This is a genomic window from Amycolatopsis bartoniae (genome assembly GCF_014191255.1).
GTDB lineage: Bacteria > Actinomycetota > Actinomycetes > Mycobacteriales > Pseudonocardiaceae > Amycolatopsis_E > Amycolatopsis_E bartoniae.
The window spans coordinates 879,272-902,944 of sequence record NZ_JACHWH010000002.1 but is presented as its reverse complement, the minus strand read 5'-3'; the positions used below and the strand labels follow the sequence as shown (position 1 = coordinate 902,944).

The 23,673-nt window shown below is 70.6% G+C and carries 22 protein-coding genes; 14 read left to right on the top strand and 8 right to left on the bottom strand.

From position 1 onward, the window contains the following. Positions 1-43: 43 nt before the first annotated feature. Entirely contained in the window at positions 44-616 is a 573-nt protein-coding gene (locus FHX82_RS16230; RefSeq protein WP_145932696.1) for a cob(I)yrinic acid a,c-diamide adenosyltransferase, read from the bottom strand. 9 nt (positions 617-625) lie between these two features. After that, positions 626-2,131, bottom strand: a complete 1,506-nt coding sequence (locus FHX82_RS16225) for a M16 family metallopeptidase (protein WP_145932697.1) — start codon at positions 2,129-2,131, stop codon at positions 626-628. A gap of 151 nt (positions 2,132-2,282) precedes the next feature. On the opposite strand from FHX82_RS16225, the gene murA reads away from it, so the two are divergent. Then, positions 2,283-3,557: a UDP-N-acetylglucosamine 1-carboxyvinyltransferase gene (gene murA / locus FHX82_RS16220; protein ID WP_145932698.1), complete on the top strand. Its 1,275-nt coding sequence runs from the start codon at positions 2,283-2,285 to the stop codon at positions 3,555-3,557. Between the two features lie 147 nt (positions 3,558-3,704). On the opposite strand, the gene FHX82_RS16215 is transcribed toward murA, so the two are convergent. Further along, complete coding sequence (locus FHX82_RS16215) at positions 3,705-4,328, bottom strand: LysE family translocator (protein ID WP_145932699.1); 624 nt, start codon at positions 4,326-4,328, stop codon at positions 3,705-3,707. A gap of 115 nt (positions 4,329-4,443) precedes the next feature. Between FHX82_RS16215 and FHX82_RS16210 the strand changes: the two genes are divergently transcribed. The 5 genes from FHX82_RS16210 to ehuA all read left to right on the top strand — a co-directional run bounded on the left by FHX82_RS16210 (position 4,444) and on the right by ehuA (position 9,558). Beyond that, positions 4,444-6,447 (top strand): ethylmalonyl-CoA mutase, encoded by a 2,004-nt coding sequence (locus FHX82_RS16210; protein WP_261377071.1) that lies wholly within the window; start codon positions 4,444-4,446, stop codon positions 6,445-6,447. A gap of 80 nt (positions 6,448-6,527) precedes the next feature. Further along, complete coding sequence (gene ehuB / locus FHX82_RS16205) at positions 6,528-7,424, top strand: ectoine/hydroxyectoine ABC transporter substrate-binding protein EhuB (protein WP_145932701.1); 897 nt, start codon at positions 6,528-6,530, stop codon at positions 7,422-7,424. Positions 7,425-7,428: 4 nt separating this feature from the next. Further along, positions 7,429-8,136 (top strand): ectoine/hydroxyectoine ABC transporter permease subunit EhuC, encoded by a 708-nt coding sequence (gene ehuC, locus FHX82_RS16200; RefSeq protein WP_145932702.1) that lies wholly within the window; start codon positions 7,429-7,431, stop codon positions 8,134-8,136. Beyond that, positions 8,136-8,792, top strand: a complete 657-nt coding sequence (gene ehuD / locus FHX82_RS16195; RefSeq protein ID WP_145932703.1) for an ectoine/hydroxyectoine ABC transporter permease subunit EhuD — start codon at positions 8,136-8,138, stop codon at positions 8,790-8,792. Before ehuC ends, ehuD begins: the two co-directional genes overlap by 1 nt. Position 8,793: 1 nt before the next feature. Next, a complete protein-coding gene (ehuA, locus tag FHX82_RS16190) occupies positions 8,794-9,558 on the top strand; it encodes an ectoine/hydroxyectoine ABC transporter ATP-binding protein EhuA (RefSeq protein ID WP_145932724.1) in 765 nt (254 codons plus the stop codon). A gap of 2 nt (positions 9,559-9,560) precedes the next feature. Here the strand turns inward: ehuA and FHX82_RS16185 are convergent, their stop codons facing one another. Further along, a complete protein-coding gene (locus FHX82_RS16185) occupies positions 9,561-9,764 on the bottom strand; it encodes a hypothetical protein (protein WP_145932704.1) in 204 nt (67 codons plus the stop codon). A 230-nt stretch (positions 9,765-9,994) separates the two neighbouring features. Here FHX82_RS16185 and dctA point away from each other — a divergent pair, with 230 nt between their 5' ends. From dctA to FHX82_RS16165, 4 genes are all read left to right on the top strand, one after another. Then, positions 9,995-11,353, top strand: coding sequence for a C4-dicarboxylate transporter DctA (dctA, locus tag FHX82_RS16180; RefSeq protein ID WP_145932705.1), 1,359 nt, complete (start codon positions 9,995-9,997; stop codon positions 11,351-11,353). Positions 11,354-11,563: 210 nt separating this feature from the next. Beyond that, the gene (locus tag FHX82_RS37005; RefSeq protein ID WP_145935651.1) at positions 11,564-12,067 is read left to right on the top strand and encodes a carboxymuconolactone decarboxylase family protein; all 504 of its coding nucleotides are present in this window, start codon (positions 11,564-11,566) and stop codon (positions 12,065-12,067) included. Beyond that, positions 12,064-12,858 (top strand): SDR family NAD(P)-dependent oxidoreductase, encoded by a 795-nt coding sequence (locus tag FHX82_RS16170; RefSeq protein WP_145935652.1) that lies wholly within the window; start codon positions 12,064-12,066, stop codon positions 12,856-12,858. Before FHX82_RS37005 ends, FHX82_RS16170 begins: the two co-directional genes overlap by 4 nt. After that, complete coding sequence (locus tag FHX82_RS16165; RefSeq protein WP_145935653.1) at positions 12,858-13,721, top strand: amidohydrolase family protein; 864 nt, start codon at positions 12,858-12,860, stop codon at positions 13,719-13,721. Before FHX82_RS16170 ends, FHX82_RS16165 begins: the two co-directional genes overlap by 1 nt. A gap of 401 nt (positions 13,722-14,122) precedes the next feature. Here the strand turns inward: FHX82_RS16165 and FHX82_RS16160 are convergent, their stop codons facing one another. Then, positions 14,123-14,893 carry an IclR family transcriptional regulator domain-containing protein gene (locus tag FHX82_RS16160; protein ID WP_145935654.1) on the bottom strand — a complete coding sequence of 257 codons (771 nt, stop codon included), beginning with the start codon at positions 14,891-14,893 and terminating at the stop codon, positions 14,123-14,125. A gap of 17 nt (positions 14,894-14,910) precedes the next feature. Between FHX82_RS16160 and FHX82_RS16155 the strand changes: the two genes are divergently transcribed. After that, complete coding sequence (locus FHX82_RS16155) at positions 14,911-15,549, top strand: hypothetical protein (protein ID WP_145935655.1); 639 nt, start codon at positions 14,911-14,913, stop codon at positions 15,547-15,549. A gap of 18 nt (positions 15,550-15,567) precedes the next feature. Further along, positions 15,568-17,622, top strand: coding sequence for an ATP-binding protein (locus tag FHX82_RS16150; RefSeq protein ID WP_145935656.1), 2,055 nt, complete (start codon positions 15,568-15,570; stop codon positions 17,620-17,622). Here FHX82_RS16150 and FHX82_RS16145 read toward each other — a convergent pair. Next, the gene (locus FHX82_RS16145; protein WP_145935657.1) at positions 17,553-17,777 is read right to left on the bottom strand and encodes a hypothetical protein; all 225 of its coding nucleotides are present in this window, start codon (positions 17,775-17,777) and stop codon (positions 17,553-17,555) included. The genes FHX82_RS16150 and FHX82_RS16145 overlap by 70 nt on opposite strands. Further along, the gene (locus FHX82_RS16140) at positions 17,770-18,951 is read right to left on the bottom strand and encodes a hypothetical protein (RefSeq protein ID WP_145935658.1); all 1,182 of its coding nucleotides are present in this window, start codon (positions 18,949-18,951) and stop codon (positions 17,770-17,772) included. Before FHX82_RS16140 ends, FHX82_RS16145 begins: the two co-directional genes overlap by 8 nt. Before the next feature lie 174 nt (positions 18,952-19,125). On the opposite strand from FHX82_RS16140, the gene FHX82_RS16135 reads away from it, so the two are divergent. Both FHX82_RS16135 and FHX82_RS16130 read left to right on the top strand, forming a co-directional pair. Continuing rightward, on the top strand, positions 19,126-22,035 hold the full coding sequence (locus FHX82_RS16135) for an AfsR/SARP family transcriptional regulator (protein ID WP_183176653.1): 2,910 nt from the start codon (positions 19,126-19,128) through the stop codon (positions 22,033-22,035). Positions 22,036-22,357: 322 nt separating this feature from the next. After that, positions 22,358-23,128, top strand: coding sequence for an enoyl-CoA hydratase-related protein (locus FHX82_RS16130; RefSeq protein WP_145935660.1), 771 nt, complete (start codon positions 22,358-22,360; stop codon positions 23,126-23,128). Here the strand turns inward: FHX82_RS16130 and FHX82_RS16125 are convergent. Further along, entirely contained in the window at positions 23,125-23,667 is a 543-nt protein-coding gene (locus FHX82_RS16125; RefSeq protein WP_145935661.1) for an NUDIX domain-containing protein, read from the bottom strand. The two genes, FHX82_RS16130 and FHX82_RS16125, sit on opposite strands and share 4 nt — an antisense overlap. Between the last annotated feature and the right edge of the window lie 6 nt (positions 23,668-23,673).

The window sequence follows — 23,673 nt, the reverse complement described above, 5'->3', positions numbered from 1 at the left end:
TTTCTGGAGAAGCGCCCCCGTGGTGGGGGCGCTTTTCTCGTGTCTAGCGCTCGCCGCCCGGTTGCCAGAGGACGTCGCCGTCCGGGTTGGCCAGGCGGGCGAGGATGAAGAGCAGGTCGGAGAGGCGGTTGAGGTACTTCACGGCGAGCGTGTTCGTGCGCTCGGCGTCCGCCTCGACGAGTGCCCAGCCGCTGCGCTCGGCGCGCCGCGCCACCGTGCGCGCCTGGTGGAGGAAGGCCGCGCCGGGGGTGCCGCCGGGCAGGATGAACGACGTCAGCTTCGGCAGGCGCTCGTTGAACTCGTCGCACCAGCCTTCGAGGCGCGTCACGTAGTCCTCGGTGATCCGCAAGGGCGGATAAGGCGGGTTTTCGACCACCGGCGCGCACAGGTCAGCGCCGACGTCGAACAGGTCGTTCTGCACCCGCCGCAGGACGCCGGTGATCTCGTCGCCCAGGCCGCCCATCGCGAGCGCCAGCCCGATGACGGAGTTGGCCTCGTCGACGTCGGCGTACGCGGCGAGCCGCGGATCCGTCTTCGGGACGCGGCTGCCGTCCCCGAGCGCGGTGGTGCCGTTGTCGCCGACCTTGGTGTAGACGCGGTTGATGCGTACGGGCATTGCCCCACTTTAGGACTGTTCGAAGAGCCGCATGGCGTCCGGCGCGTCGAAACACACCTCGGGGGAGAAGCGGCTCTGCAGCTCGCGGACCAGCGTGCGACCGCCGCGCCAGTCGCCGGGCCGGACGGTGATCATGCCGCCGTGCCTGCCGAACACGTGCAGGATCGGCAGCCGGCCGTCGGTGTGCTCGACGGCCACGCCGGCGAGGTCGTCGAACCGCACCACGGCCACCGGCACGGGGCTGGAGCCGTAGTACGAGGTCAGGCCCTCGTCGCCCACCACCAGACGGAAGCCGCGCGGGGCGGTCGAGCCGACCAGCGCGCGCTTGACCTCGCGGCCCGTCACCGGGGGGAGCGGGCTGCCGGGCAGGTCCGGCAGGTCGGCCGGCACCCGGCCGTCGGGCCCGCACAGCACGAGGTTCGCCGCGAGCTCCCGCGCGGCCTTCGTCACCGCCCCGGGGTCGACGCCCGCGAGCACCTCCTGCTGGTGCGCGGCGGCCGACGACCAGCCCGTCAGCTCGCTCATCGCCTCGTCGAAGGCGCGGTACTCGGCGAACTCCCGCTCGCCGAGCTGCTCCAGCAGGTTGTCGCGGTCCGCGGCCAGTTCCTCCGCGGTCGGCCCGGTCTCGCCCAACGCGGCCAACTCCGCGCGGATCGCTTCGAGGACGCGAGGCGCGTGCTTGTCGGGCACGTCCGTGCCGAACCCGAGCACCGCCTGTCGATCGTCGACAATCTGATGGTCGAAACCGATGTCGTAGACAAGCCCCTCGTCGTGTCGTAGACGATTCGTAAGTCGGGTTGTCAACACTCCGACAACACACCCCATCGCCGCCGTCCAGTCGACGAGCGCGCAGCCGACCACGCCGTTGGGCACGGTGGTGCGCGCGGGCGTCGGCAGGTCGAAGGGAGCCACGGCGGGTGGCCGCTGCCGCGGGCCGTCCGGCAGCGGCAGCCGCAGGCCCTCCGGCGGGGGCCCGGACAGCACGAGCGCCGCGTTGCCGCGGTGGAACCAGCGGGCACACCACTCGCGCACGTCCCGGCTGGTCGCGCGGACGGTGGCGACCTGGACGCTGCCCGCGAGGCCGTAGGAGTGGTTGCCGAACCAGATCGACGCGGGCAGCCACGCCGTGACGCCGGGGCCTTCGCTCGTGCGCTCCTCGGCGACCAGGATTCCGCGTTCGAGACTGAGCGGGCTGGTGTCGAGGTTGCTCAGCGACTCGCAGAGGCGCCGCAGGTGGTCGACGACCGTCGCCGGGTTGCTGGTGACGTCGAAACTGGTGTGCAGCATCTCGGTCGTCGCGTTGTTCTCGTAGCGGCTCGTGCGCAGCGGGCGCATCGCGAGGTGCTCGACGAGGTGCGTGATACCCGTTTCCAGGAACGTCTCGTGCGCGATGCCGACACCGAAGACCAGGCTCGCGTTCAGCCGACCGGGTTGGCTGTGCCAGAAGACGGGCACGCCGTCGATCTCGGTGCGGTGCACCGTCGGTAGACCGGGTGTCGTCGGGCGGGCCACCATCTCGCGTATCGCTCCCTCAGCCGGGTTACACGGCAGGCGTTTATCGCTCGGAAAGCGCGTAGTGTTTCACACTTTCGCCTGAAGCTTGTTGCGGTCTGTTATCGCCTGCCCTCCCGATCGGGTGGCATCCGGGGGAGGCATGATGACGCCCATGAGCGAGCACTTCGATGTGCATGGCGGGGCCCGTCTCGAGGGCGAGGTCGAGGTCGTCGGCGCGAAGAACAGCGTCCTCAAGCTGATGGCGGCGGCGCTGCTCGCCGAGGGCACCACGACGATCACCAACTGCCCGCAGATCCTCGACGTCCCCCTGATGGCGGACGTGCTGCGCAGTGTCGGTTGCGAGGTCGAGCTCGACGGCGACACGGCCAGGATCACCACGCCGTCCGAGCTGTCGCACCGCGCCGACTCGCCCGCGATGGGCAAGCTGCGGGCGTCGGTGTGCGTGCTCGGCCCGTTGGTCGGCAGGCTCAAGCGCGCCGTCGTGGCGCTGCCGGGCGGGGACGCGATCGGTTCGCGGCCGCTGGACATGCACCAGAACGGGCTGCGCGCGCTGGGCGCGACGAGCACGATCGAGCACGGCTGCGTCGTGGCGAAGGCCGACGAGCTGCAGGGCGCGCAGATCTGGCTGGACTTCCCGAGCGTCGGGGCGACCGAGAACATCCTGATGGCGGCGGTGCTGGCCGAGGGCACGACGGTGATCGACAACGCCGCGCGCGAGCCGGAGATCGCCGACATCTGCACGATGCTCATCGAGATGGGCGCGAAGATCGAGGGCGCGGGCACGTCGACGCTGACCGTGCACGGCGTGGAAGCGCTGCACCCGACCGAGCACCGCGTGATCGGCGACCGGATCGTCGGGGCGACGTGGGCGTTCGCGGCGGCGATGACGCGCGGCGACCTCACGGTGCGCGGGGTGAACCCGCACCACCTCGACCTGGTGCTGGACAAGCTGCGGCTGGCCGGCGCCGACGTGACGACGTACGACGACTCGGGTTTCCGGGTGCGCCAGGAGGAGCGGCCGAAGGCGGTCGACTTCGTGACGCTGCCGTACCCCGGGTTCGCGACGGACCTGCAGCCGTTCGCCGTGGCGCTGTCGGCGGTGTCGGAGGGCACGTCGATGATCACGGAGAACGTGTACGAGGCGCGGTTCCGGTTCATCGAGGAGATGCAGCGGCTGGGCGCGGACGCGCGGACGGACGGGCACCACGCGGTGGTGCGGGGGGTCGAGTCGCTGTCCAGCGCGCCGGTCTGGGCGTCGGACATCCGCGCCGGCGCGGGCCTCGTGCTGGCCGGCCTGTGCGCCGACGGGGTCACGGAGGTGTGGGACGTGTTCCACATCGACCGCGGCTACCCGCACTTCGTCGAAAACCTGAACCGGCTGGGCGCGCGGATCGAACGGGTGGCAGGCGAGCCGGAGCGCGCCTGACCGCGTCCGCGCGGTGAGTGCGCCCGGGGCGCGTGTCAACGTATCCCGGCGGAACGATCGCGAGTTCGGGGTTCGATGAGCGCACACGAAGACGATGGCCGTCACCGACCCTGTCGACGTCTCCATCGACCTGGCGGAGTTGCTCCGCTAACCCTCCGCCGCCAGGGCTATGCCGAAGCCGATCAGCGCGCCACCGGTCAGGGTGTCCAGGGAGCGGCGTACGCGGCGCTTCTGGAGCCACTCGCGGACGCGGTGCACGACCGCCATCAGGGCCACCAGGTACACCGCGCCCAGCACCACCACCGTGTAGGCCAGCACCAGCGCATCCCACGTCGTGGTGCGCTCCGGGTCCAGGAACTGCGGCAGCACGGACAGGTACAGCGCCAGCACCTTCGGGTTCGTGACGTTCGACAGGAACCCTTCGCGCCACCGCCGGAAACCGCTCACCCGCGCGCCCGCCGCGTCGAGCCCGCTGTAGTCGCCGCGCCGGGCGCTGCGCAGGGCCTGGATCCCCAGGAAACACAGGTACGCCGCGCCCGCCCAGCGCAGCGTGAGGAACACCGGCTCCGACCGGACGATGAGCGCGCCGAGACCGAGCGCCACCAGGGTGCCCTGCAGGAGGTTGCCCACCGCGATGCCGCAGACCGCGAGCAGCCCGCCGCGCGTCCCGCCGCCGAGCGCGTTCTTGAGCGTCACCATCGTGTCGGGCCCGGGCGCCAGCACCACGAGGACGACGAACACCAGGTAGGTGCCATAGGAACTCCACGTCACGAACGCCCACGTTAACCGCGGCCCACACCCGGGGCGGCGGAATTTCCGTGAGGTGCGCCACTGGGCGGGCATGTTACCGGAAAGTACGCTGGGCGAAACGCGATGGAGGTGCCCCGTGCCCTATCCCACCGACCGTGAGCGCGACCGCCCCTGGGTGATGCGCACCTACGCGGGGCATTCGTCGGCCACCGCGTCGAACGAGCTGTACCGCCGCAACCTCGCGAAGGGGCAGACGGGCCTGTCGGTGGCCTTCGACCTGCCGACGCAGACCGGCTACGACGCCGACCACCCGCTGGCCAAGGGCGAGGTCGGCAAGGTCGGCGTGCCGGTCGCGCACCTCGGCGACATGCGGCGCCTCTTCGACGGCATCCCGCTGGCCGAGGCCAACACCTCCATGACGATCAACGCCCCCGCGATGTGGCTGCTCGCGCTGTACGTGACCGTCGCGCAGGAGCAGTCCGGGCCCGGCGTACTCGGCGAACTCACGGGCACCACGCAGAACGACATCATCAAGGAGTACCTCTCCCGCGGCACGTACATCTTCCCGCCCGCGCCGAGCCTGCGGCTGATCACCGACGTGATCGCCTGGACCGTGCACCACGTGCCGAAGTGGAACCCGATCAACATCTGCAGCTACCACCTGCAGGAGGCCGGGGCCACGCCCACGCAGGAGGTCGCTTACGCGCTGTCGACCGCGATCGCCGTGCTCGACGCCATCCGCGACTCCGGCCAGATCGACGAGGCCGACATGGGCCGCGTCGTCGGGCGGATCTCGTTCTTCGTCAACGCCGGGGTGCGCTTCGTCGAGGAGATGTGCAAGATGCGCGCCTTCGCGAAGCTGTGGGACGAGCTGACCCGCGAACGGTACGGCGTAACGGATCCCAAGGCGCGACGGCTGCGCTACGGCGTCCAGGTCAACTCGCTCGGGCTCACCGAGGCGCAGCCGGAGAACAACGTGCAGCGCATCGTGCTGGAGATGCTCGCGGTGTCGCTCTCGCGTGACGCCCGCGCCCGCGCGATCCAGCTGCCGGCGTGGAACGAGGCGCTCGGCCTGCCCCGCCCGTGGGACCAGCAGTGGGCGTTGCGGATGCAGCAGGTGCTCGCGTACGAGACGGATCTGCTGGAGTACGAGGACATCTTCGCCGGATCGCACGTCATCGAGTCCAAAGTGGACGAGATTGCCGATGGGGCGCGCGCGGAGATCGACCGGGTGCAGGAGCTCGGTGGCGCGGTGGCGGCGGTGGAAAGCGGTTACCTCAAGTCCCAGCTGGTTTCCTCGCTCGTCGAGTACCGGCACGCGGTCGAGTCCGGCGAGCGGGTTCTGGTCGGGGTCAACAGGTTCGAGACCACCGAGCCGAGCCCGTTGCAGGCGGAGGGTGCCAAGGCGATCGAAACCGTGGACCCGGCGGTGGAGAAGCAGGCGGTCGCCGCGCTGGAGGAGTGGCGGCAGCAGCGCGACGACGCCGAAGTGACGCAGGCGCTCGACCGGTTGCGCGAAACCGCGAAGACCACCGAGAACCTGTTCGAAGCGACGCTGGCCTGCGCGCGGGCCGGGGTGACGACGGGGGAGTGGGCGGGTGCGTTGCGTGAGGTGTTCGGCGAGTACCGCGCTCCGACGGGCGTCTCGGCGGCCTCGGCGTCCGGGAACGCGGCGGATCTGTCGCGCGTGCGGGACCGGGTGCGGGCGACGGGCGAGCAGCTCGGCGAGCGCCTGCGGATCCTGGTGGGGAAGCCGGGACTCGACGGGCACTCCAACGGCGCCGAACAGGTGGCCGTCCGAGCCCGTGACGCCGGGTTCGAGGTCGTCTACCAGGGCATTCGCCTGACGCCACAGCAGATCGTGGCCGCCGCGGTGCAGGAGGGCGTGCACGTCGTGGGGCTCTCGGTGCTCTCCGGTTCGCATCTGGAGGTCGTGCCGGAGGTGGTCGACGGGCTGCGCGCGGCGGGGGCGGCGGACATCCCGGTGATCGTCGGCGGGATCATCCCGGCCGAGGACGCGAAACTGCTCGTGGAACGCGGAATCGCGCGGGTGTTCACCCCGAAGGACTACGAACTCACCGAGATCATGAACGAGATTGTCACAGTCATTCGCGAAACCCACGATTTGCCTGGAGAATGATCTCTTTCCGATAACGCACTTTGACCCGATCGGTGCAGGCGCCTACGTTCGGTAGCAACTCGATCGAACGGGGTGCTGCGATGGCGCAGGGAACGTGGACGAGACGAGATTTCCTCCGGCGCTCCGCCGTGGTGGGGGCGGCCGCGGTCGGCGGGCCGGCGTTGCTGGCCGCGTGCGAGAGCACCGGCAGCGGGGGTGACACGCTGACGTCGGCGCGCGACGCGAAGACGATCAAGATCGGGATCGCGAACGAGGCGCCCTACGGTTTCGCCGACTCCTCCGGCAACACCACCGGTGAGGCGCCCGAGGTGGCGCGCGCGGTGTTCAAGGCGCTGGGCATCGACAACGTGCAGGCCAGTGTGGTCCCGTTCGACCAGCTGATCCCGGCGCTGAACGCCAAGCAGTTCGACGTGGTGGCGGCGGGCATGAACATCACACCGACCCGCTGCAAGGCCGCGTTGTTCTCCGATCCGGACTACTCCGCGCTCACCGCTTTGCTGGTGCCCAAGGGAAATCCACAGGGGATCACGAACCTGCAGGACGCCGCGGCGAAGAAGGTCAAGATCGCCGTGCTGTCGGCCGCGGTCGAAAAGGGGTACGCCACCGGCGCCGGGGTCGCGGAGTCCGACATCGAGACGCTGGACAACCAGAACAACATGCTCCGCGCGGTCACCGCGGGCCGGGTGTACGCGGCGGCGCTGACCGACATCTCGTTGAAGTACCTGGCGAAGCAGAACCCGGACGCGGCCGTCGAGGTGACGCCGGGCTTCACCCCGACCGAGAACGGGCAGCCGGTGGTCTCCGCGGGCGGGTTCGTGTTCCGCCAGAGCGACGGTTCGCTGCGCGACGCGTTCAACCAGCAGCTGAAAACGTTGCACACCAACGGTCAGTGGCTGCAGATCGTGGCGCCTTTCGGGTTCGACCAGAGCAACGTGCCGAAGGCGGACCTGACGACCGACAAGCTGTGCGCCGCCTGAGTCCGTGTCCGACTCGACCTCCTACATCGTCTCGTCGATCCTGAGCGGGCTGAGCGCGACGGTCTCCGCCACGCTCGGCGGGATCGCGTTGGCGATCGTGCTGTCCTTGCTCGCCGGACTGGCGATGCTGTCGCGGTTGCGGCCGGTCCGGTTCGTCAGCCGGGTCTACGTCGAGGTGTTCCGCGGCACGTCCGAAGTGGTGCAGCTGTTCTGGCTGTACTTCGTGCTGCCGGCGCTGGTCGGGCTCAAGCTGGTCCCGTTGTTCGCGGGCATCCTCGTGCTCGGCCTCAACCACGGGGCGTACGGCGCGGAGATCGTGCGCGGTGCCGTGCAGTCGGTGCCGAAGGCGCAGCGGGAAGGCGCGGTCGCGCTGTCGCTTTCCCCGGCGCAGCGCATGTTGCGCGTGCTGCTGCCCCAGGCCGTGGTCGAGATGTACCCGCCCTTCAACAACCTGTTCATCCAGCTGCTGAAGAGCACCGCGCTGCTGACGTTCATCTCCGCCGGGGAGATCACGGAGAAGGGCGAGCTGCTGCGGCCGGTTTACGGCAGCCAGCTCGTGTTCATCTACGGCGTCGAGCTGTTGTGCTACCTCGTGCTCGCGGTGGTGATCACGCTCATCATGCGGGCGCTGGAACGGCTCGGTTCGCGGCGGCTCGGCAGGCGCCCGGTCGCGCGCAGCAGGCTGTTCGCCAGAACGGCGGGGGTGTCCTGATGAACTGGGACTGGGAGAACGCGTACGAGTCGCTTCCCTTGCTGCTCAAGGGTTTGCTGGTGACGGTGGAGCTGACGCTGCTGGGCTCGGCGGTGGCGTACGTGCTCGGGCTGGTGTTCGCGTTGGTGCGCCGCGCCCGGATTCCCGTGCTCAGCCAGGCGGTGTTCCTGTTCGTCGAGTTCGTCCGCAGCACACCGCTGCTGATCCAGGTCTTCGTCATCTTCTACCTGCTGTGGCCCGCGCTGGGCGTGCAGCCTTCGGCGTTCCTCACCGGTGTGATCGCACTCGGCATCCACTACGCCACCTACACGTCCGAGGTGTACCGTGCCGGGATCGAAGCGGTCCCGAAAGGACAGTGGGAGGCGGCGACGGCGTTGAGCCTGCCGCGTGGTCGCGTGTGGACGGGCATCATCCTGCCGCAGGCCGTGCCGCGCGTGCTGCCCGCGCTGGGCAACTACACGATCTCGATGTTCAAGGAGACCCCGCTGCTGTTGGCGATCGGGGTGCTCGACGTGCTCAACCGCGCCAAGGAGCAGGGCGCGGAGACGTTCCGGGTGATCGAGCCGTACACGCTCGCCGGGGTGCTGTTCCTGCTGGTCAGCCTTCCGGCCTCGGTCCTGGTGAGAAGGTTGGAACGCCGTGTCGGACAGCTCTAGCATGATCGTCTTCGAGAACGTGGAGAAGCGCTTCGGCGACCACGTCGTGTTGCGGGACCTGGACTTCACCGTCGCGCCGGGTGAGTTCGTCACACTGATCGGGCCCAGCGGGTCGGGCAAGACGACGATCCTGCGGCTGCTCATGACGCTGGAGCGCGTGAACGCCGGGCGCATCCACGTCGGCGGCGAATGCCTGACGCACATGCCCAAGGGCGACCGCGAGGTGCCGGCGAACGAGAAGCACCTGCGGCGCATGCGCAAGCGGATCGGGATGGTCTTCCAGCAGTTCAACCTGTTCCCGAACATGGACGTGCTGCAGAACGTCACCGAGGCACCGGTGCGCGCACTCGGGCTGTCCAAACAGGACGCGGAGGCGCGCGCGGTGGAGCTGCTGGAGCTCGTCGGGCTCGGCGACAAGGTCCGCGAGCACCCGAGCAGGCTGTCCGGCGGGCAGCAACAGCGGGTCGCGATCGCGCGGGCACTCGCGATGCGGCCCGAGGTGCTGCTGCTGGACGAGGTGACGTCCGCGCTCGACCCCGAGCTGGTGGCCGGGGTCCTCAAGGTGCTCAAGGACATCGCGACCACCACGGACATCACGTTCCTCTGCGTCACGCACGAGATGCAGTTCGCGCGGGACGTGTCGGACCGGGTGCTGATGTTCGACCGCGGTCAGGTCATCGAGGACGCGCCGCCGGAGAAGCTGTTCACCGACCCGGACCACGAGCGCACGCGCGAGTTCCTGCACGCGGTGCTGGACCGCCCCTGACGTCAGGGTTTGCCGAACAGCCGCCGTCCGAGCCGGACGCGCCGCCCGTTCCCGCCGCAGTGCGAACACGTGCGGAACGCCTTTCCGGACGGTGACCGGTGCTTGCCCGCCCCGCTGCAGCTGCGGCACGCGGCGAACGGCCAGATGAGGCACTGGATGGCGTAGATCCCGGCCAGGACGAGGCCGAGCACGATGAGCTGGGTCATCGGTTGTCCCTCCCCTCAGCCGCCGCGTCTTCGAGGCGGCCGGTTTCGCTGCCGGCCGCCACCGCGCTCGCGCCAGTGGAACGACCGTTTCTCTGGGATGCCCAAAGTCGAGCTGCTTTCACATCGGACGTCCACAGTGGCGTGCTTCTTGACGGGAACCACTCGAACAGCCCATCATGTTGTTCGTCAGACGAGCAAATGTGCGTCAGTCGAACACAACGGAGACGATGATGTCGGCCGGAAGAGTCCTGCGAAGCGCTTTCACCACGAAGCTGTACGTCACCGTCCTGGTGGCGATCGTCCTCGGCGCCGTACTCGGGTTCGTCGCACCCGGCGCGGGTGCGTCGCTGCAGCCCCTCGGGACCGGGTTCATCTCCCTCATCCAGATGCTCATCGCGCCGGTGGTGTTCTGCACGATCGTCACGGGCATCGCCTCGGCGGGGGAGCTGACCAGCGTCGGCCGCGTCGGCGTGAAAGCCCTCGTCTACTTCGAGGTGCTCACCACGGTCGCCCTGATCCTCGGGTTGGTCGTGATGGACCTGGTCCGCCCCGGCAGCGGGATCCATGCCGACCCGGGCTCGCTCAAGCTGTCCGGCTCGGCGCAGCAGTACGTGCAGACCGGCGAGTCGCAGCACTGGTACGACTTCCTGGTCAACGTCATCCCGAAGACCGTGGTCAGCGCGTTCACCGACGGCAACGTGCTGCAGGTGCTGCTCGTCGCGGTGCTGTTCGCGATCGCGGTCAAGGCGCTCGGCGAGCGCGGCGCCCCGCTGGTGCGCGGGATCGAGCGCGTGAGCGACGCGCTGTTCGGCATCGTCAAGCTCGTCATGTACCTGGCCCCGCTGGGCGCGTTCGGCGCGATGGCGTACACCACGGGCAAGTTCGGGGCGTCGACGCTCGCCAGCCTCGGCGGGATCGTCGTGTTGTTCTGGGCCACCGGCATCGTGTTCTGCCTCGTGGTGTTCGGCGTGGTCGCGCGGCTGTGCGGGATCCGGATCCTGAAGCTGTACCGGTACTTCAAGGACGAGCTGCTGATCACGCTGGGCACCGCGAACTACGAGGCCGTGATGCCGCAGCTGATGCGCAAGCTGGAGCACCTGGGCGCGCCGAAGCGGATCGTCGGGCTCGTCGTCCCGTCCGGGTACGCCTTCAACGGCGACGGCGTCTGCCTGTACCTGGGCTTCGCGTCGCTCTACATCGCGCAGGCGTTCGACGTGCAGCTGTCGCTGTGGCAGCAGATCGGGCTGCTCGCGGTCTTCATGGTCACGTCGAAGGGCAGCGCGGGCGTCGCGGGCGCGGGGTTCGTGATCCTCGCGGCGACGCTGTCCACGACGGGCGCCGTCCCCGTCGCCGGGATCATGCTCGTGCTGGGCATCGACCGGTTCCTGTCCACCATGCGCGGCCTCGTCAGCCTGTGCGGCCAGATGCTCGGCAGCATCGTCGTGAGCCGCTGGGAGGGCGTGTTCGACCTCGACCGGGCGCGGAAGGTGCTGTCCGGTCAAGATCCCGCGGGCGCACCGGAAACCGTGCCCGCGGCTAGAGACAGTTTTGGATCCGGCTTGGGTGCCGGTGCGGGTAGCGGAACCTGAGGCGGCCTCTCGCTGTGGGATCGCCTCCTCATGACCCCCCGCCCGCCAGCCCGACCACCACCCCTCATGGACGCTCCGCGACTGTGCCTCCCACCACGGAGGCGCTGTCCTCGCGAGAGGCCACCTCAGAACCCGCGGCGGTGCGAGCTGACGGCGCAGAAGCAAGCGGCTCCGCCGCTTTCAAAACGTGTTCCGATCGAAGGAGAGAAAGTGGCAAGGCTCGACTACGTGACCGGGGACGGCGAGGTCGCCGAGCGCATCCGCGCGCGACGCGGCGGCAGGCTGACCCCGCTCGACGGGATGCTGTTGCACAGCCCGCCTTTCGCGGACGGCTGGAACAGCCTGCTCGGCGCGATCCGGGGGCGCTCGACGCTGCCGGGGGACGTCCGGGAGCTGGCGATCCTGCGGGTGGCGGAGCTGAACGGCGCCGGGTACGAGTGGTCCGCGCACGAGCCCGTCGCGAAGGACGAGGGCCTGACCACGGAGCAGATCGCGGCCCTGCGCGCGGACGGCGACCCGGCGGTGCTCGACCCGCGGCAGCGGGCGGCGCTCGCCTACACCGATGCGATGACCCGTCAGGTGGCGGTCGGCGAGGAGCTGTTCCGCGCGCTCGGCGAGCACTTCGACGACCGGCAGGTCGTCGAGCTGACGGTGACCGTCGGTGCGTACAACATGGTGTCCCGGTTCCTGGTCGCGCTGGAGGTGGGGCGGTGACGGGCAGGCTCGAGGGCAAGGTCGCCGTGATCACCGGCGCCGGCAGCGTCGGCCCCGGCTGGGGCAACGGGCGCGCGGCGGCCGTGCTGTTCGCGCGCGAGGGCGCGAAGGTGTTCGCGGTGGACCTCGACCCGGACGCGCTGGCGGAGACTGTCCGATTGATCGAAAAGGGGATTGTTGACATTCATACGTGCGACGTCACGGACAATGCGGCTGTAGGACAAATGGTCGCGGCGTGTGTCGACACCTTCGGGCGGGTGGACGTCCTCGTCAACAACGTGGGCGGGTCACGGCCCGGCGGCCCGGTCGAGCTGAGCGAGCAGGACTGGCACGCGCAGCTGGACTACAACCTGACCAGCGTCTACCTGACCTGCAAGCACGTCATCCCGGTGATGAAGGCGAACGGTGGCGGCGCGATCGTCAACACCGCGTCCACCTCGGGCACGCGGTTCACCGGTTCGCCGCAGGTCGGTTACGCCGCGGCGAAGGCGGGCGTCATCCAGTTCTCCAAGGTCACCGCGGTGCAGCACGCCGCCGACGGCATCCGCGTGAACACCGTGGTGCCGGGTCAGCTGCACACGCCGCTGGTGGAGGCGCGGCTCGCGGGGCAGCGCGCCGGCGGGGACGTCGAAACGCTGCTGGCGCAACGCAAGGCCCGGATTCCGCTGGGGTTCATGGGAGACGGCCGGGACACCGCGTATGCCGCGCTGTACCTGGCCTCGGACGAGGCCCGGTTCGTCACGGGCACGGAGATCGTCGTCGACGGCGGCATGACCGCGAGGTGTGACTGATGAGCGACCCCGCCAACCCCGGCCCCGATCCCGATCCGAAGCCGCCGCTGTTCACGCTGCCACCGGGCAGCTGCGACTCGCACTGCCACATCTTCGGTCCCACGGCGAAGTTCCCGTACGCACCCGAGCGGACGTTCACGCCACCCGAGGCACCACTGGAAGATCTCCAGCGGCTGCACGGGTTCCTCGGTTTCGAGCGGGCGGTGATCGTGCAGTCCGCGTGCCACGGCACCGACCACTCGGCACTGCTGGATGCCCTGGGGCGCGGGGAGTACCGCGGAGTCGCGCTGGTGAAGCCGGAGACGCCGGACGTCGAGATCGCGCGCCTGCACGAGGCAGGGGTCCGCGGCGCGCGGCTGCACTTCACGCCCCACCTCGGGCCCGCACCGTCGGCCGAGACGATCCGGGCCATTGTGGACAAGATCCGGCCGTACGGCTGGCACCTCGCCCTGCACGTGGCGGGCGAGGGCATCGCCGACCACGAGGACCTCGTGCGGTCCCTGCCGCTGCGGGTGGTGATCGACCACCTCGCGCGGGTGGACCTGCGGCAGGGCCTGGGCAGCAGGGCGGTGACCGCGCTGCGGCGGCTGCTCGACACGGGCTCGGTGTGGGTCAAGCTCAGCGGCACCGACCGGATCGCCACGGCGCCGCCGGACCTCGGTGACGCGGCGGAGCTGGCGAAGCTGCTCGCGACGCACGCGCCCGAGCGGGTGGTGTGGGGCACCGACTTCCCGCACCCCAACACGCACGGGTTCGTCCCGAACGACGGCGATCTGGTGAACCTGCTCGCGGAAATCGCGCCGGACGAGGCCGCATTGCGGCGCCTGCTTGTTGACAATCCGACGATCTGTTTCGACTTCTAGTGGAGCGTCGGCATGTTCTCAAGTTTGATTGTTGACAATCCGACCTTCAGTGTGTCTTCGCGAGGGGCCGCGCATTGCGTGCGGGGAGGTTGGTTGAGGATCCGACCTGCCGGGCTGTCTTCGGGGGCATCCGTGCATTGCGGGCGGGGGAGTTTGTTGACGATCCGACCTGCTGTGTTGTCTCCAGGGGGTCCGCCCATTGGGCGCGGGAGGTTTGTTGACGCTCCGATCTTCTGTTTTGGCTTCTGATGGAGCCGTCAAATGTCCTCTAGCCTCCTTGTTGACAATCCGGTTGTCTGTTTCGACGCCGAGTGGAGCCGCGGAATGTCCTCGAAGCTGATTGTTGACAATCCGATGGGGAGAAGATCGACCCAGGTGGTTGTCGACGGCGACGGGCGGAACTAGTGGAGCCCCGCGATGTCCTTGGTGATGGCCTCGGCCGTCTCCAGCAGGCGCGGCACGAAGCGGGTGCGCAGCTCGGAAAGGGACACCCGGGCGGCGTTGGCGGAGACGTTCAGCGCCGCCAGCACCTGCCCTGCGGATCCGCGCACGGGCGCCGCCGCCGAGCGGACGCCCTCCTCGCGTTCCCCGTCCACCACCGCGTAGCCCTGCTCCCGCACGCGCTGCAGCTCGGCACGCAGCTCGGCGCGGTCGGTGATCGTGTGCGACGTCAGCCGCTCCAACTCCGTACGGTCCAAATAGGACTCCAGCTCGGCGTCGGGCAGTGCGGCGAGCAGCACGCGGCCCATCGACGTCGGGTACGCGGGCAGGCGCGAACCGACGTTGAGCGTGATGGTCATCGAGCGCGAAGCCGGTACCCGCACCACGTAGACGATCTCGCCACCGTCCAAAGTGGCCATCGAGCTGGCCTCCCTCAGCTCGTCGGAGAGCGCCCGCAGGTGCGGTTGCGCGTGCTCCCAGAACGGCAGCGCGGCGAGGTAGCCGTAGCCCAGCCGCAGCACCCCCGGCGTGAGGCGGAACTCGCGGCCGTCCGTCTCCGCGAAGCCCAGGCGCTCCAGCGTGAGCAGGATCCGCCGGGCGGTGGCGCGGGTGAGGCCCGTCGCGGCGGCGGCGCCGCTCACGGTCATCGCCGGGCGCTCGGCGGAGAAGCTCTGCAGCAACCGGAAGGCCTTCTCGACCGAGTCGATGACGTCGGGGTCTTCTCTCGACACCGGAAAGACGGTACCCGATGACCGAAGCACTCCTGTTCGTTCTCGCCGAGCCCGGCCGCGTGCCCGAGCCCGAGTTCCACGACTGGTACGACACCGAGCACGCCCCGAAGCGACTGGCCGTGCCGGGCATCCGCAGCGGGTACCGGTACCGCGCGCTCGACGGGGAGCGGCCGGGCTGGCTGGCGTGGTACGAGCTGGACACCAAGGCGCTCCACGGCGAGGCGTACCAGGCGGTCCGGAGGCGGAGCCCGCGCGAGCAGTCGGTGGTCGAGCGGCTCGACACCCTCGACCGGCGGGTGTACGAGCTGATCGACGACCAGGGCACGCCGGTCGCGGAAGCGCCCGTGGTGGTGTCGGTCGCCTTGTCGACCCCGGACGAGCGCGGGCTGGCCGACTGGTACCGCGAGGAGCACGTACCCCTGCTGCTCGCGATCCCCGGCTGGCACCGCGTCCGCCGGTACCGCCGGGTCGAGGGGACCGGCCCCGACCTGCTGGCCCTCCACGAGATCGACGACGTCGGCCTGTTCGGCCACCCGGACTACCGCACTGCGACGAGCACCCCGCGCCGCGCGGAGGTGATGGCGCGGGTGACCGCCCGCGAACGACGGGTCTTCGGCTTCCACAACACCGTTCGTCCTTGCCCGCCCCCGGAATGATGGGGTAGACCGGAAAGGGTGACGAACCGCCTCGACGGCACCGTCACCGGTCCCGTCGTCCAAGCCGGTTCGGTGCAGTCGCTGCACGTGTACACCCGGCGTGCGGTCGTGACCCCGGCACAGCTTCCCCCACCACCGCCGGTGGTCGCGGGCCGCGCGCGGGAGCTGGCCGGGCTGGACGCGTACCGGAGCTCGGCCGGGCGGCTGGTGATCCTGACCGGGCCCGCGGGCACGGGCAAGACGACGCTGGCCCTGCACTGGCTGCACCGCGTTCGCGACGAGTACCCCGACGGCCAGCTCCACGCCGACCTCGCGGCCTTCGACCCGGTGGGTCCGGCGACGCCGGACACCGTCCTGCACCAGTTCCTCACCGCATTGGGCGTCCCGGCCGACGAAGTGCCGGAGACGCGCGAAGAGCGCGAAGCGGCCTACAGGTCTCTCACGGCGGGACGCGACATCGCGGTCCTGCTGGACAACGCGGTATCGGCCGCGCAGGTCCGCCCGTTGCTGCCGGCGGCGGGCATCGTGGTGGTGACCAGCAGGTGGCGGCTGGCGGGGCTCGCGAACGAAGGGCAGTACGTCGAGCTGGGCCCGCTCGCGCCGGAGGACTCGACGGAGGTGCTGGCGCAACTAGTGGGCCGTGAGCGTGTCGAGGCCGAACCCGAGGCGGCGCGGTCGCTCGCCGGGATGTGCGGCGGGCTACCCCTCGCGCTGGCCGTGGTCGGCGCCCGCCTGCGCACCCGCCCGCGCCGCGGGTTGCAGCGCGAAGCCGCGTCGCTCGGGCGACGGTTCGCGCTGTTGCGGCTGTCGACGGAAGAGGTCTCACTCGACGGTGTGTTCGACGCGTCGGTCGTGCGCCTGTCCGAGCCCGCCCGGCACCTCTACCGCCTGGCCGGACTGCATCCCGGTGGCGGTTTCGACGCCGACGTGCTGACCGACGTGACCGAAGCGGAGCCCGAGGAGATCGACGACGCGCTCGAAGAGCTGCTCGACGCGAACCTGCTGAGCGAGGACGAGCACGGCCGGTTCCGGTGCCACGACCTGGTGCGCGCGCACGCCGCCGCCCGTGCGGAACAGGACCTGCCGCCCGAACGGTGCGAGGCTCTGCGGCGGGCCATCGTCGAGTGGTACCTCGCGATGACGGTCAAGGCCGACGCGGTCGTGCATCCGCACCGCTGGCGGCTGAGCCGGTACTACACCGAAGACCCGCTGCCCCGGCCCATCGAGGACGCCGGGGACTGGCTGGTCCGCGAACAGGCCGCGGTGCGCGGCGCGCTGCTGGAGGCGGCCCGGCGCGGCTGGCCGGACCTCGTGTGGCAGTTCTGCGAGGCGCTGTGGGGGCACTTCCTGCACCACCGGCACTACCAGGACTGGATCGAGCTGCAGCGGCTCGGCGTCGCGGCGGCGGAGCAGTGCGGCAACCGGCTCGCGGAGGCCCGGATCCGGTCGCAGCTCGGCTTCGCGTACGCGAAACTGGGCCGCTACCGCGAGGCGACCGCGGAGAACGAGCTGGCGTTGCGCCTCGGTCGCGTGGAGAAGCACGACCTGACGATGGCGACAGCGCTTTCCCAGCTCGGTCGCGCGGCCCGGGGCTCGGGCGACCTGCCGGCGGCACTCGACTACTTCCGCGACGCCGCCGGTGTCCAGGCGCGGATGGGGGTGCCGCGCGGTGTGGCGCTGTGCCGCCGGCGCGCGGGGGAGGTGCTGACGGACCTCGGCCGCCTGGACGAGGCGGCGGCGGAGCTGACCGCGGCGGCCCGTTCGATGGCGGAGCTGGACGATCCGATCCAGTACGCGCGGACGCTGACCGCACTCGGCGCGCTGCACGCCTGCCGAGGCCGCCCGGAGGAGGGACTGCCCCTGATGCGCGAAGCACTGGCGATGACCCGCGAGGTGGGCTCGCCGCACTACGTCGCCGAGGTCCTCTTCGCGTTCGGAGAGCTGGAAATCACCTGCGGACGCGGGGATTCCGCGCGGGAGCACCTGACCGAGGCCCGGGAGATCTACGAGTCGTCGGCCGATCCGCGGGCCGGGCAGGTGGCCGCGCGGCTGGCCGAGATCCACCAGGCGTAGCCGACGGCCGCCGCCACGACCGCGGCCTCGTCGTCGACCACCACGTCCGCGCAGGCGAGCCAGCGCGCGGATGTCTCGTGTCGCACCGCGACCAGGCAGTCGACCTCCTCGTTCCCGAAGCGCACCAGGACCCGGTACACGCCCGCCTCAGCCATGACGGGGCAGCGGAACGGCACCGGCGGCCGGTGCGTGGGAGGGCTCGGGGAGGCCGAGCAGCCGGTAGATCAGCGCGCGCAAGGCGGGCGCGGCGGCATCGGGCCGTGAGGTGATGGCCGGGAGGACGGCGTTCTGGAGGACGGCGGCGCGGTCGACGGCTTCGGCCCGTTGCCCGGCGAGCCCGCGGTTCCGCCGCAGCTGGGGTGCGTGCTCCCGGACGACCGCGGCGATGCTGCCTTCGCGGACATCGGGACACGTGGCCAAGGTGACGGGACGCCCGGTCGCGGCGGCGTAGGCGGTGGTGGAACCGTGGTCGCCGATCACCCAGTCGGCGGCGATCATCGTGGCCCGCCAGCCTTCGTCCGGCGGGATCAACCGGAGCCCGGGGCAGTCGGACAGCCAGGCGGCGATCTGCCGCCGGCCGTGCACCGTCCACACCTGTGGATGAAGGACGAGGGCGACGTGTGCGAACTCGTCGAGCAGTGCGCGGCACAGCCGTGGCAGCCGCCCGAAGAGCGAGTCGGGCGACCAGGTGGAACTGACGGTCACCAGCAGCTCGTCGTCGGGAACGCCGAGCGCCTGCCGGTACTGGTGCCGGAAGGGCAGGCTCGCGCGCATCCGGTCGAGGCAGATGTCCCCGGTGACCTCCGCGCGGTCGAGCGCTTCGGGGCAGAGCCTGCCGAGCAGGGACAGCTCGTCCTCGTGCGGCAGCGCGAGCGCCGCGGGCAGCGCGCGGCCGCGGTAGGTGAGCAGCTCACGGTCGAGGCCCGTAGTCGGCACCTGCGCCCCGCCGGCCTTCCGGCTGTAGCGGCGCGACATGGCGGCGCCCGCGCCGTGGGGCAGCAGGAGGATCGGCCCGTCGAGGTCGGGAAGGTGCCGGTGGCTGGCGGCGAGCACGAGGTCCCACCGGTGCCGGACGGCCTGCTGCCACGGGACGGCGAGCCCGCCCTGCGCCCGCACGAAGTCGCCGAGCCCGGGCCACACGTCGGTCGTGTGGGGCACGGTGAACAGCGCCTGGGCGCGGAAGTCCGCCTCGACCAGCGGAAGCACGTCGAGCAACCGCGTCCCGGCGGCCACGGTGGGAACGACGACGAGAACGTTCTTGCAGACGCGGGTGCGCCGAGCGGAGGCGTCCGGCCCGAGCGGCCCGCGGATCCAGAGGTTCGTGTCCATGCGGTGGAGCGTTTCCCGTGCACCTGACAACGCCCGGGCAGCTGGGTGGACAATGTCCTGACATCCCGGCGCGATTTCTGACAGGCGGATGTCAGGCCCGGGGAAATCGCTCTTTTCACCACGCATCACGGTTTACGGTGGCATTCTGGGATGGGGGCCGGGAGGTGGTGTCCGATGTCGGGAAAAATCATGTTCGGCATTCTGGGCGGCACGATCGTGCAGGTGCACGGTCAGCCGGGCGTGCACCTCGTCGGCTCCCGCAAGGTCCGCCAGATCCTGGCGGTGCTGCTCGCGCAGCCCGGCCGCCGAATTTCCTTCGAGCGTCTGGTGGAGTGGGTGTGGCCCGAGCGGCCGCCGAAAGACCTCAAAATCACGTTCCACACCTACTCTCACCGAATCCGGAAAGCACTGGAAAACCTCGGCCCGCAAGCTCGGCTGATCACCGCCGACGGCGGCCTGGTGCTCGAGGTCGAGAAGCGGCTGATCGATTACTGGCGATTCCGGGAACTGATCTTCCGCGCACGTTCCCATGCCGATCGCGGAGAGCACGAAGAAGCACTGGAGCACGCCGGTGCGGCGGTGGCGCTGTGGCGCGACCGCCCGCTCGCGGACCTGGACACCGAGCCGGCGCGGAACTGGCGGCGGCACGTCCTGCTGGACGAGTGGCTGCCGGCGAACCAGCTGCTGCTGGACGAGCAGATCGCGCTGGGCCGTTACGACCTTGCGCTGCTCCGGCTGCGCGAGCTGGAGCAACGGCACCGGCCCGAAACCGCCTTCGCCGAGCGGCGGCTCACCGTGTTGCACGCGCTCGGGCGGCACAGCGAAGCGACGGCGTACTACCTGAACGCGTACCGGCGACTGCAGGACGAGGGGCGTGACGAGGAAGCCAGGGAGCTGCGCGACCACCACGAGCGGCTGAGGCCGGTCGTCCACCGTGAACCGCCCGCGAAGCCGCCCCTGCCGAGGCGGCTCCCGCGCGAGGTCGTCGACTTCACGGGCCGTGCCGACCTGCTGGAAGCGCTGGACGAACTCAGCGGATCGGCCGTCGCGCTCTCGGGGCTGGGCGGGGTCGGCAAGACCGCCACGGCCGTGCGCTGGGCGCGGCACACCGGTCTCGGGGTGCTCTTCGCGGACCTCCGTGGCGTCTCGCGGACCAATCCGATGGAGGCGGACGAGGTCGTCGAGTCCTTCCTCGCCCAGTTGGGACAACCGGTGGAGCACGCCGCCGGTTCCGTGGCACGGGCGGAGAAGCTGCGGGTGCTGCTCGAAGCCCGGCCCATGGCCGTCATCCTCGACAACGCGCGGAACTCCGCGCACGTGCGCGGGTTGCTGCCGTTGTTCGGTTCCTGCCCGGTGGTGATCACCAGCCGTCATCGGCTGACCGAACTCGCGGTGCAGCAAGGGATTCCGGCGCTGACCGTCGGACCGCTCGCGCCCGCGGACGCGATGACCCTGCTGTCGGGCCGGATCCGCGGTCGCGCGCGGGAGGGCCTGCAGGAGCTCGCCGAGCTGTGCGGGGGCCTGCCGCTGGCGCTCAACCTGGTCGCCGAGCGAGCCGCGAGCCGCCCGGAGATCCCCTTGCGGGCGCTGGCGGACCAGTTGCGTGACCGGGAGCTGCTGCTGGGCATCGGTCACGACGGCGACGGTCCGGACGCGAGTCTCACCGCCGTCTTCACGCTGTCCTACGAGGCGCTGCCGGTCGGCACCGCGAGGCTGTTCCGGCTCCTAGGCGTGCATCCCGGCGCCGAGTTCGGGGTGCACGCCGCTGCCTCGCTCACCGGGGAACCGGTGCCGGAGACCCGGCGGCGGCTCGACGAACTGGTCGGCGCGCACCTGCTGGAGCAGCCGGGAGAGGTCGACCGGTACCGCATGCACGACCTGCTGCTCGCCTTCGCGGCCGGGCTCGCCGAGCGCGACCCGGAGAGCGACCAGGCGCGACGGCGGATGCTGGGTCACTACCTGCACAGCGCGTACCAGGCGCACCGGACGGTCTTCCCCCTGCTCGCCCGCCCGCCGTTGCCGGAGGACGGCGAACCCCGTGCGTTCGCGGACGAAGCGGACGCGATGCGCTGGTACCGGCTCGAACGCGCCAACCTCAGCGCGGTGATCCGCTGCGCGCTGCGGGCCGGGCTGCCCGGGTTCGCCTGGCCCGTGCCGCACCTGACGGCGCACGCCTTCGCGCGGATGGGGCATTACGCCGACATCATCAACGCGTACACCGCGGTGCTGGGCGCGGAGCTGGACGGGGGGACGCTCGCGACGACGTTGAACGACCTCGGGCACTACCTGACCATCACGGGCGACACCGCGGCCGCCGGGCGACACCTCCGCCGGGCGGCGGAGCTGGTGCGGCCGCTCGGAAACCCGACGGCGGAGCTGACCGTGCGGATCAACCTCGCACAGCTGGCCCGGCGCGAAGGCAGGAACCGGGCCGCGGCCGAGATGTTCCGGGAGTGCCTGAGGCTCGCGCGGGAGCTGGGAGACCGCGAGCGGGAGGCGAAGGCCGAGCACTGGCTCGGCGAGATCCTCGCGGAAAAGCGCTTGCTCGAACCGGCAACCGAGCACTTCACGCGGGCGCTGCGGTTGCGGGAACAGCTCGACGACACCGCGGGGCAGCTGGCGACCCTGACCGAACTGTGCGCGCTCGCCCGGTTCCGCGGCCGGCACCGGCATGCCGACGAGCTGGGTGTCAGCGCGGAAGCACTGTTCACCCAGGTGCAGGACGTCGCTGCCGGGCTGCGCCTGCACGTGGTGCTGACGGAGCTGGCGCTGGACCGGGATCGGGCGGCGGAGGCTGTTCGTACGGGGCGGCGGGCGCTCGAACTCGCCCTGGTGCTGGAGAACCAAGGCGCGGAAGCCGAAGCGCTCGACCTCCTCGGGCGGGCGTGGCTGCGGCTGGGGGAGCACGAGGAGGCCCGCGGCGCGTGGGAGCGGGCGGCCGTGCGGTACCGGCAGCATGGCGAGGAGTGGCGGGCGGAGGTCGTCGATCGCAGGGCTGCGGAGCTGGGCGCCACGCCGGTCATCCCGGTGGCCCGTGACACCGGGGCAGGGCATGCCTCAAAGCCGTATCACTCAAATAGGTGAGATCGACTTTTCACGCTTCGAAACTCAGTGCTCTACGCAGAGTTGCTCCTGACGGTGAAAGTCCTGATTGGATCACGTCTGGGTGCGGCTAAGCGCACGTTCAGTAGCTATAGCGCGGTACGACGCGCACGTTCGGAGTACACCGCGGACTGTTGCGGCCGGGTGATCATCGCGCCTACAGTCCAGCCGTCCATTCAGGACAAACACCCGATCGTGAGGAGCCCTAGTGCGTTTCGACTCGTCTGCAGCAGCCGACCCCACCGCGATGGCCGTGCCGCTGTGGTGGATCTGCACCATGCTGTGAGCGCGTACGGTCGACGTCATGGGCGAGTACCAGCATCTCCTCGTCAAGCGCGAGGACGCGACGATCACGATCACGATGAACCGGCCCGCGCGGCGGAACTCGCTGTCCGAGGAGCACCTGCGTGAGCTGCTGGCCGCGTTCCGCGAAGCCAGTACGGCCGACGCCACCGGCATCGTGCTCGCCGCGGCCGGGCCCGTGTTCTCCGCCGGGCACGACTTCGGTGACGTCGCCGCCCGTGACCTCGACGGGGTGCGTGCGCTGCTGCGGCTGTGCACCGATCTGATGCACACCATCCAATCCGTCCCGCAGGTCGTCGTCGCGCGCGTGCACGGGCTCGCGACGGCCGCCGGCTGCCAGCTCGTCGCGTCGTGCGACCTGGCCGTCGCGGCGGAGTCCGCGGGGTTCGCGCTGCCTGGGGGCAAGGGTGGCTGGTTCTGCCACACCCCGGCGGTGCCCGTGGCCCGCGCGGTCGGGCGGAAGCGCCTGATGGAACTGGCCCTCACCGGCGACCCGATCGACGCCGCGACCGCGCTCGACTGGGGGCTGGTGAACCGCGTGGTGCCCGACGAGCAGCTCGACGAAGCCGTCGCCGAACTGCTCGGCCGCGCGACGCGGGGGAGCCGCGCCAGCAAGGCGATGGGCAAGGCGACGCTGTACGCCCAGCTCGACCGCCCCGAGGCGGATGCCTACGCGATCGCACTGGAGGTCATGGCCGCCGCGTCGCAGACCCCGGACGCCCGCGAGGGCATGGCCGCCTTCCTGGAGAAGCGGAAACCGAACTGGGACTAGCGCCCTCGTTCGTGCAGCAGCAACAGACCGTACGCCGCGATCGACTGGGCGTCCGTGACCTCTCCGCGGGCGATGAGGCGTTCGAACTCCGTGCGCGGGAACCATCCGGTGCGCATGTCCTGTTCCTCGTGCTCCCGCTCGTGCGGGCCCTCCGTCAGGTCGGTGGCGAGGAAGACCCGGCCGCGCTGGCTCGCCATCCCCGGGGCGACGTCGAGCAGCCCGAGCTCCTCCAGCTTGCCCGCGACCAGCCCGGTCTCCTCGCGCAGCTCGCGGGCGGCCAGCTCCAGCGGCTCCACCTCGGCGAGATCGGGCGCCGTGCCCTGCGGGAACTCCCAGCGGCGCAGGCCGAGCGGGTAGCGGAACTGTTCGACCAGGTGCAGCCGGTCACCGTCGAGGGGGATGACGAGCGCGTAGTCGGGTTTGTCGACCACGCCGTAGATGCCGGGGGAGCCGTCCGGGCGGCGGATGCCGTCCTCGCGCACCGTCATCCAGTTGTTCCGGTACACCTCACGGGAGCTGACCTGTCGAATGGGATCCACCCGCAC

What these genes read in the sequence shown, in the direction of transcription:
- FHX82_RS16230 (WP_145932696.1), bottom strand. Translation starts at nt 616, where the DNA reads ATGCCCGTACGCATCAACCGCGTCTACACCAAGGTCGGCGACAACGGC.
- FHX82_RS16225 (WP_145932697.1), bottom strand. Translation starts at nt 2,131, where the DNA reads ATGGTGGCCCGCCCGACGACACCCGGTCTACCGACGGTGCACCGCACC.
- murA (WP_145932698.1), top strand. Translation starts at nt 2,283, where the DNA reads ATGAGCGAGCACTTCGATGTGCATGGCGGGGCCCGTCTCGAGGGCGAG.
- ehuB (WP_145932701.1), top strand. Translation starts at nt 6,528, where the DNA reads ATGGCGCAGGGAACGTGGACGAGACGAGATTTCCTCCGGCGCTCCGCC.
- ehuD (WP_145932703.1), top strand. Translation starts at nt 8,136, where the DNA reads ATGAACTGGGACTGGGAGAACGCGTACGAGTCGCTTCCCTTGCTGCTC.
- ehuA (WP_145932724.1), top strand. Translation starts at nt 8,794, where the DNA reads ATGATCGTCTTCGAGAACGTGGAGAAGCGCTTCGGCGACCACGTCGTG.
- FHX82_RS16185 (WP_145932704.1), bottom strand. Translation starts at nt 9,764, where the DNA reads ATGACCCAGCTCATCGTGCTCGGCCTCGTCCTGGCCGGGATCTACGCC.
- dctA (WP_145932705.1), top strand. Translation starts at nt 9,995, where the DNA reads ATGTCGGCCGGAAGAGTCCTGCGAAGCGCTTTCACCACGAAGCTGTAC.
- FHX82_RS16165 (WP_145935653.1), top strand. Translation starts at nt 12,858, where the DNA reads ATGAGCGACCCCGCCAACCCCGGCCCCGATCCCGATCCGAAGCCGCCG.
- FHX82_RS16155 (WP_145935655.1), top strand. Translation starts at nt 14,911, where the DNA reads ATGACCGAAGCACTCCTGTTCGTTCTCGCCGAGCCCGGCCGCGTGCCC.
- FHX82_RS16145 (WP_145935657.1), bottom strand. Translation starts at nt 17,777, where the DNA reads ATGGCTGAGGCGGGCGTGTACCGGGTCCTGGTGCGCTTCGGGAACGAG.
- FHX82_RS16140 (WP_145935658.1), bottom strand. Translation starts at nt 18,951, where the DNA reads ATGGACACGAACCTCTGGATCCGCGGGCCGCTCGGGCCGGACGCCTCC.
- FHX82_RS16135 (WP_183176653.1), top strand. Translation starts at nt 19,126, where the DNA reads ATGTCGGGAAAAATCATGTTCGGCATTCTGGGCGGCACGATCGTGCAG.
- FHX82_RS16130 (WP_145935660.1), top strand. Translation starts at nt 22,358, where the DNA reads ATGGGCGAGTACCAGCATCTCCTCGTCAAGCGCGAGGACGCGACGATC.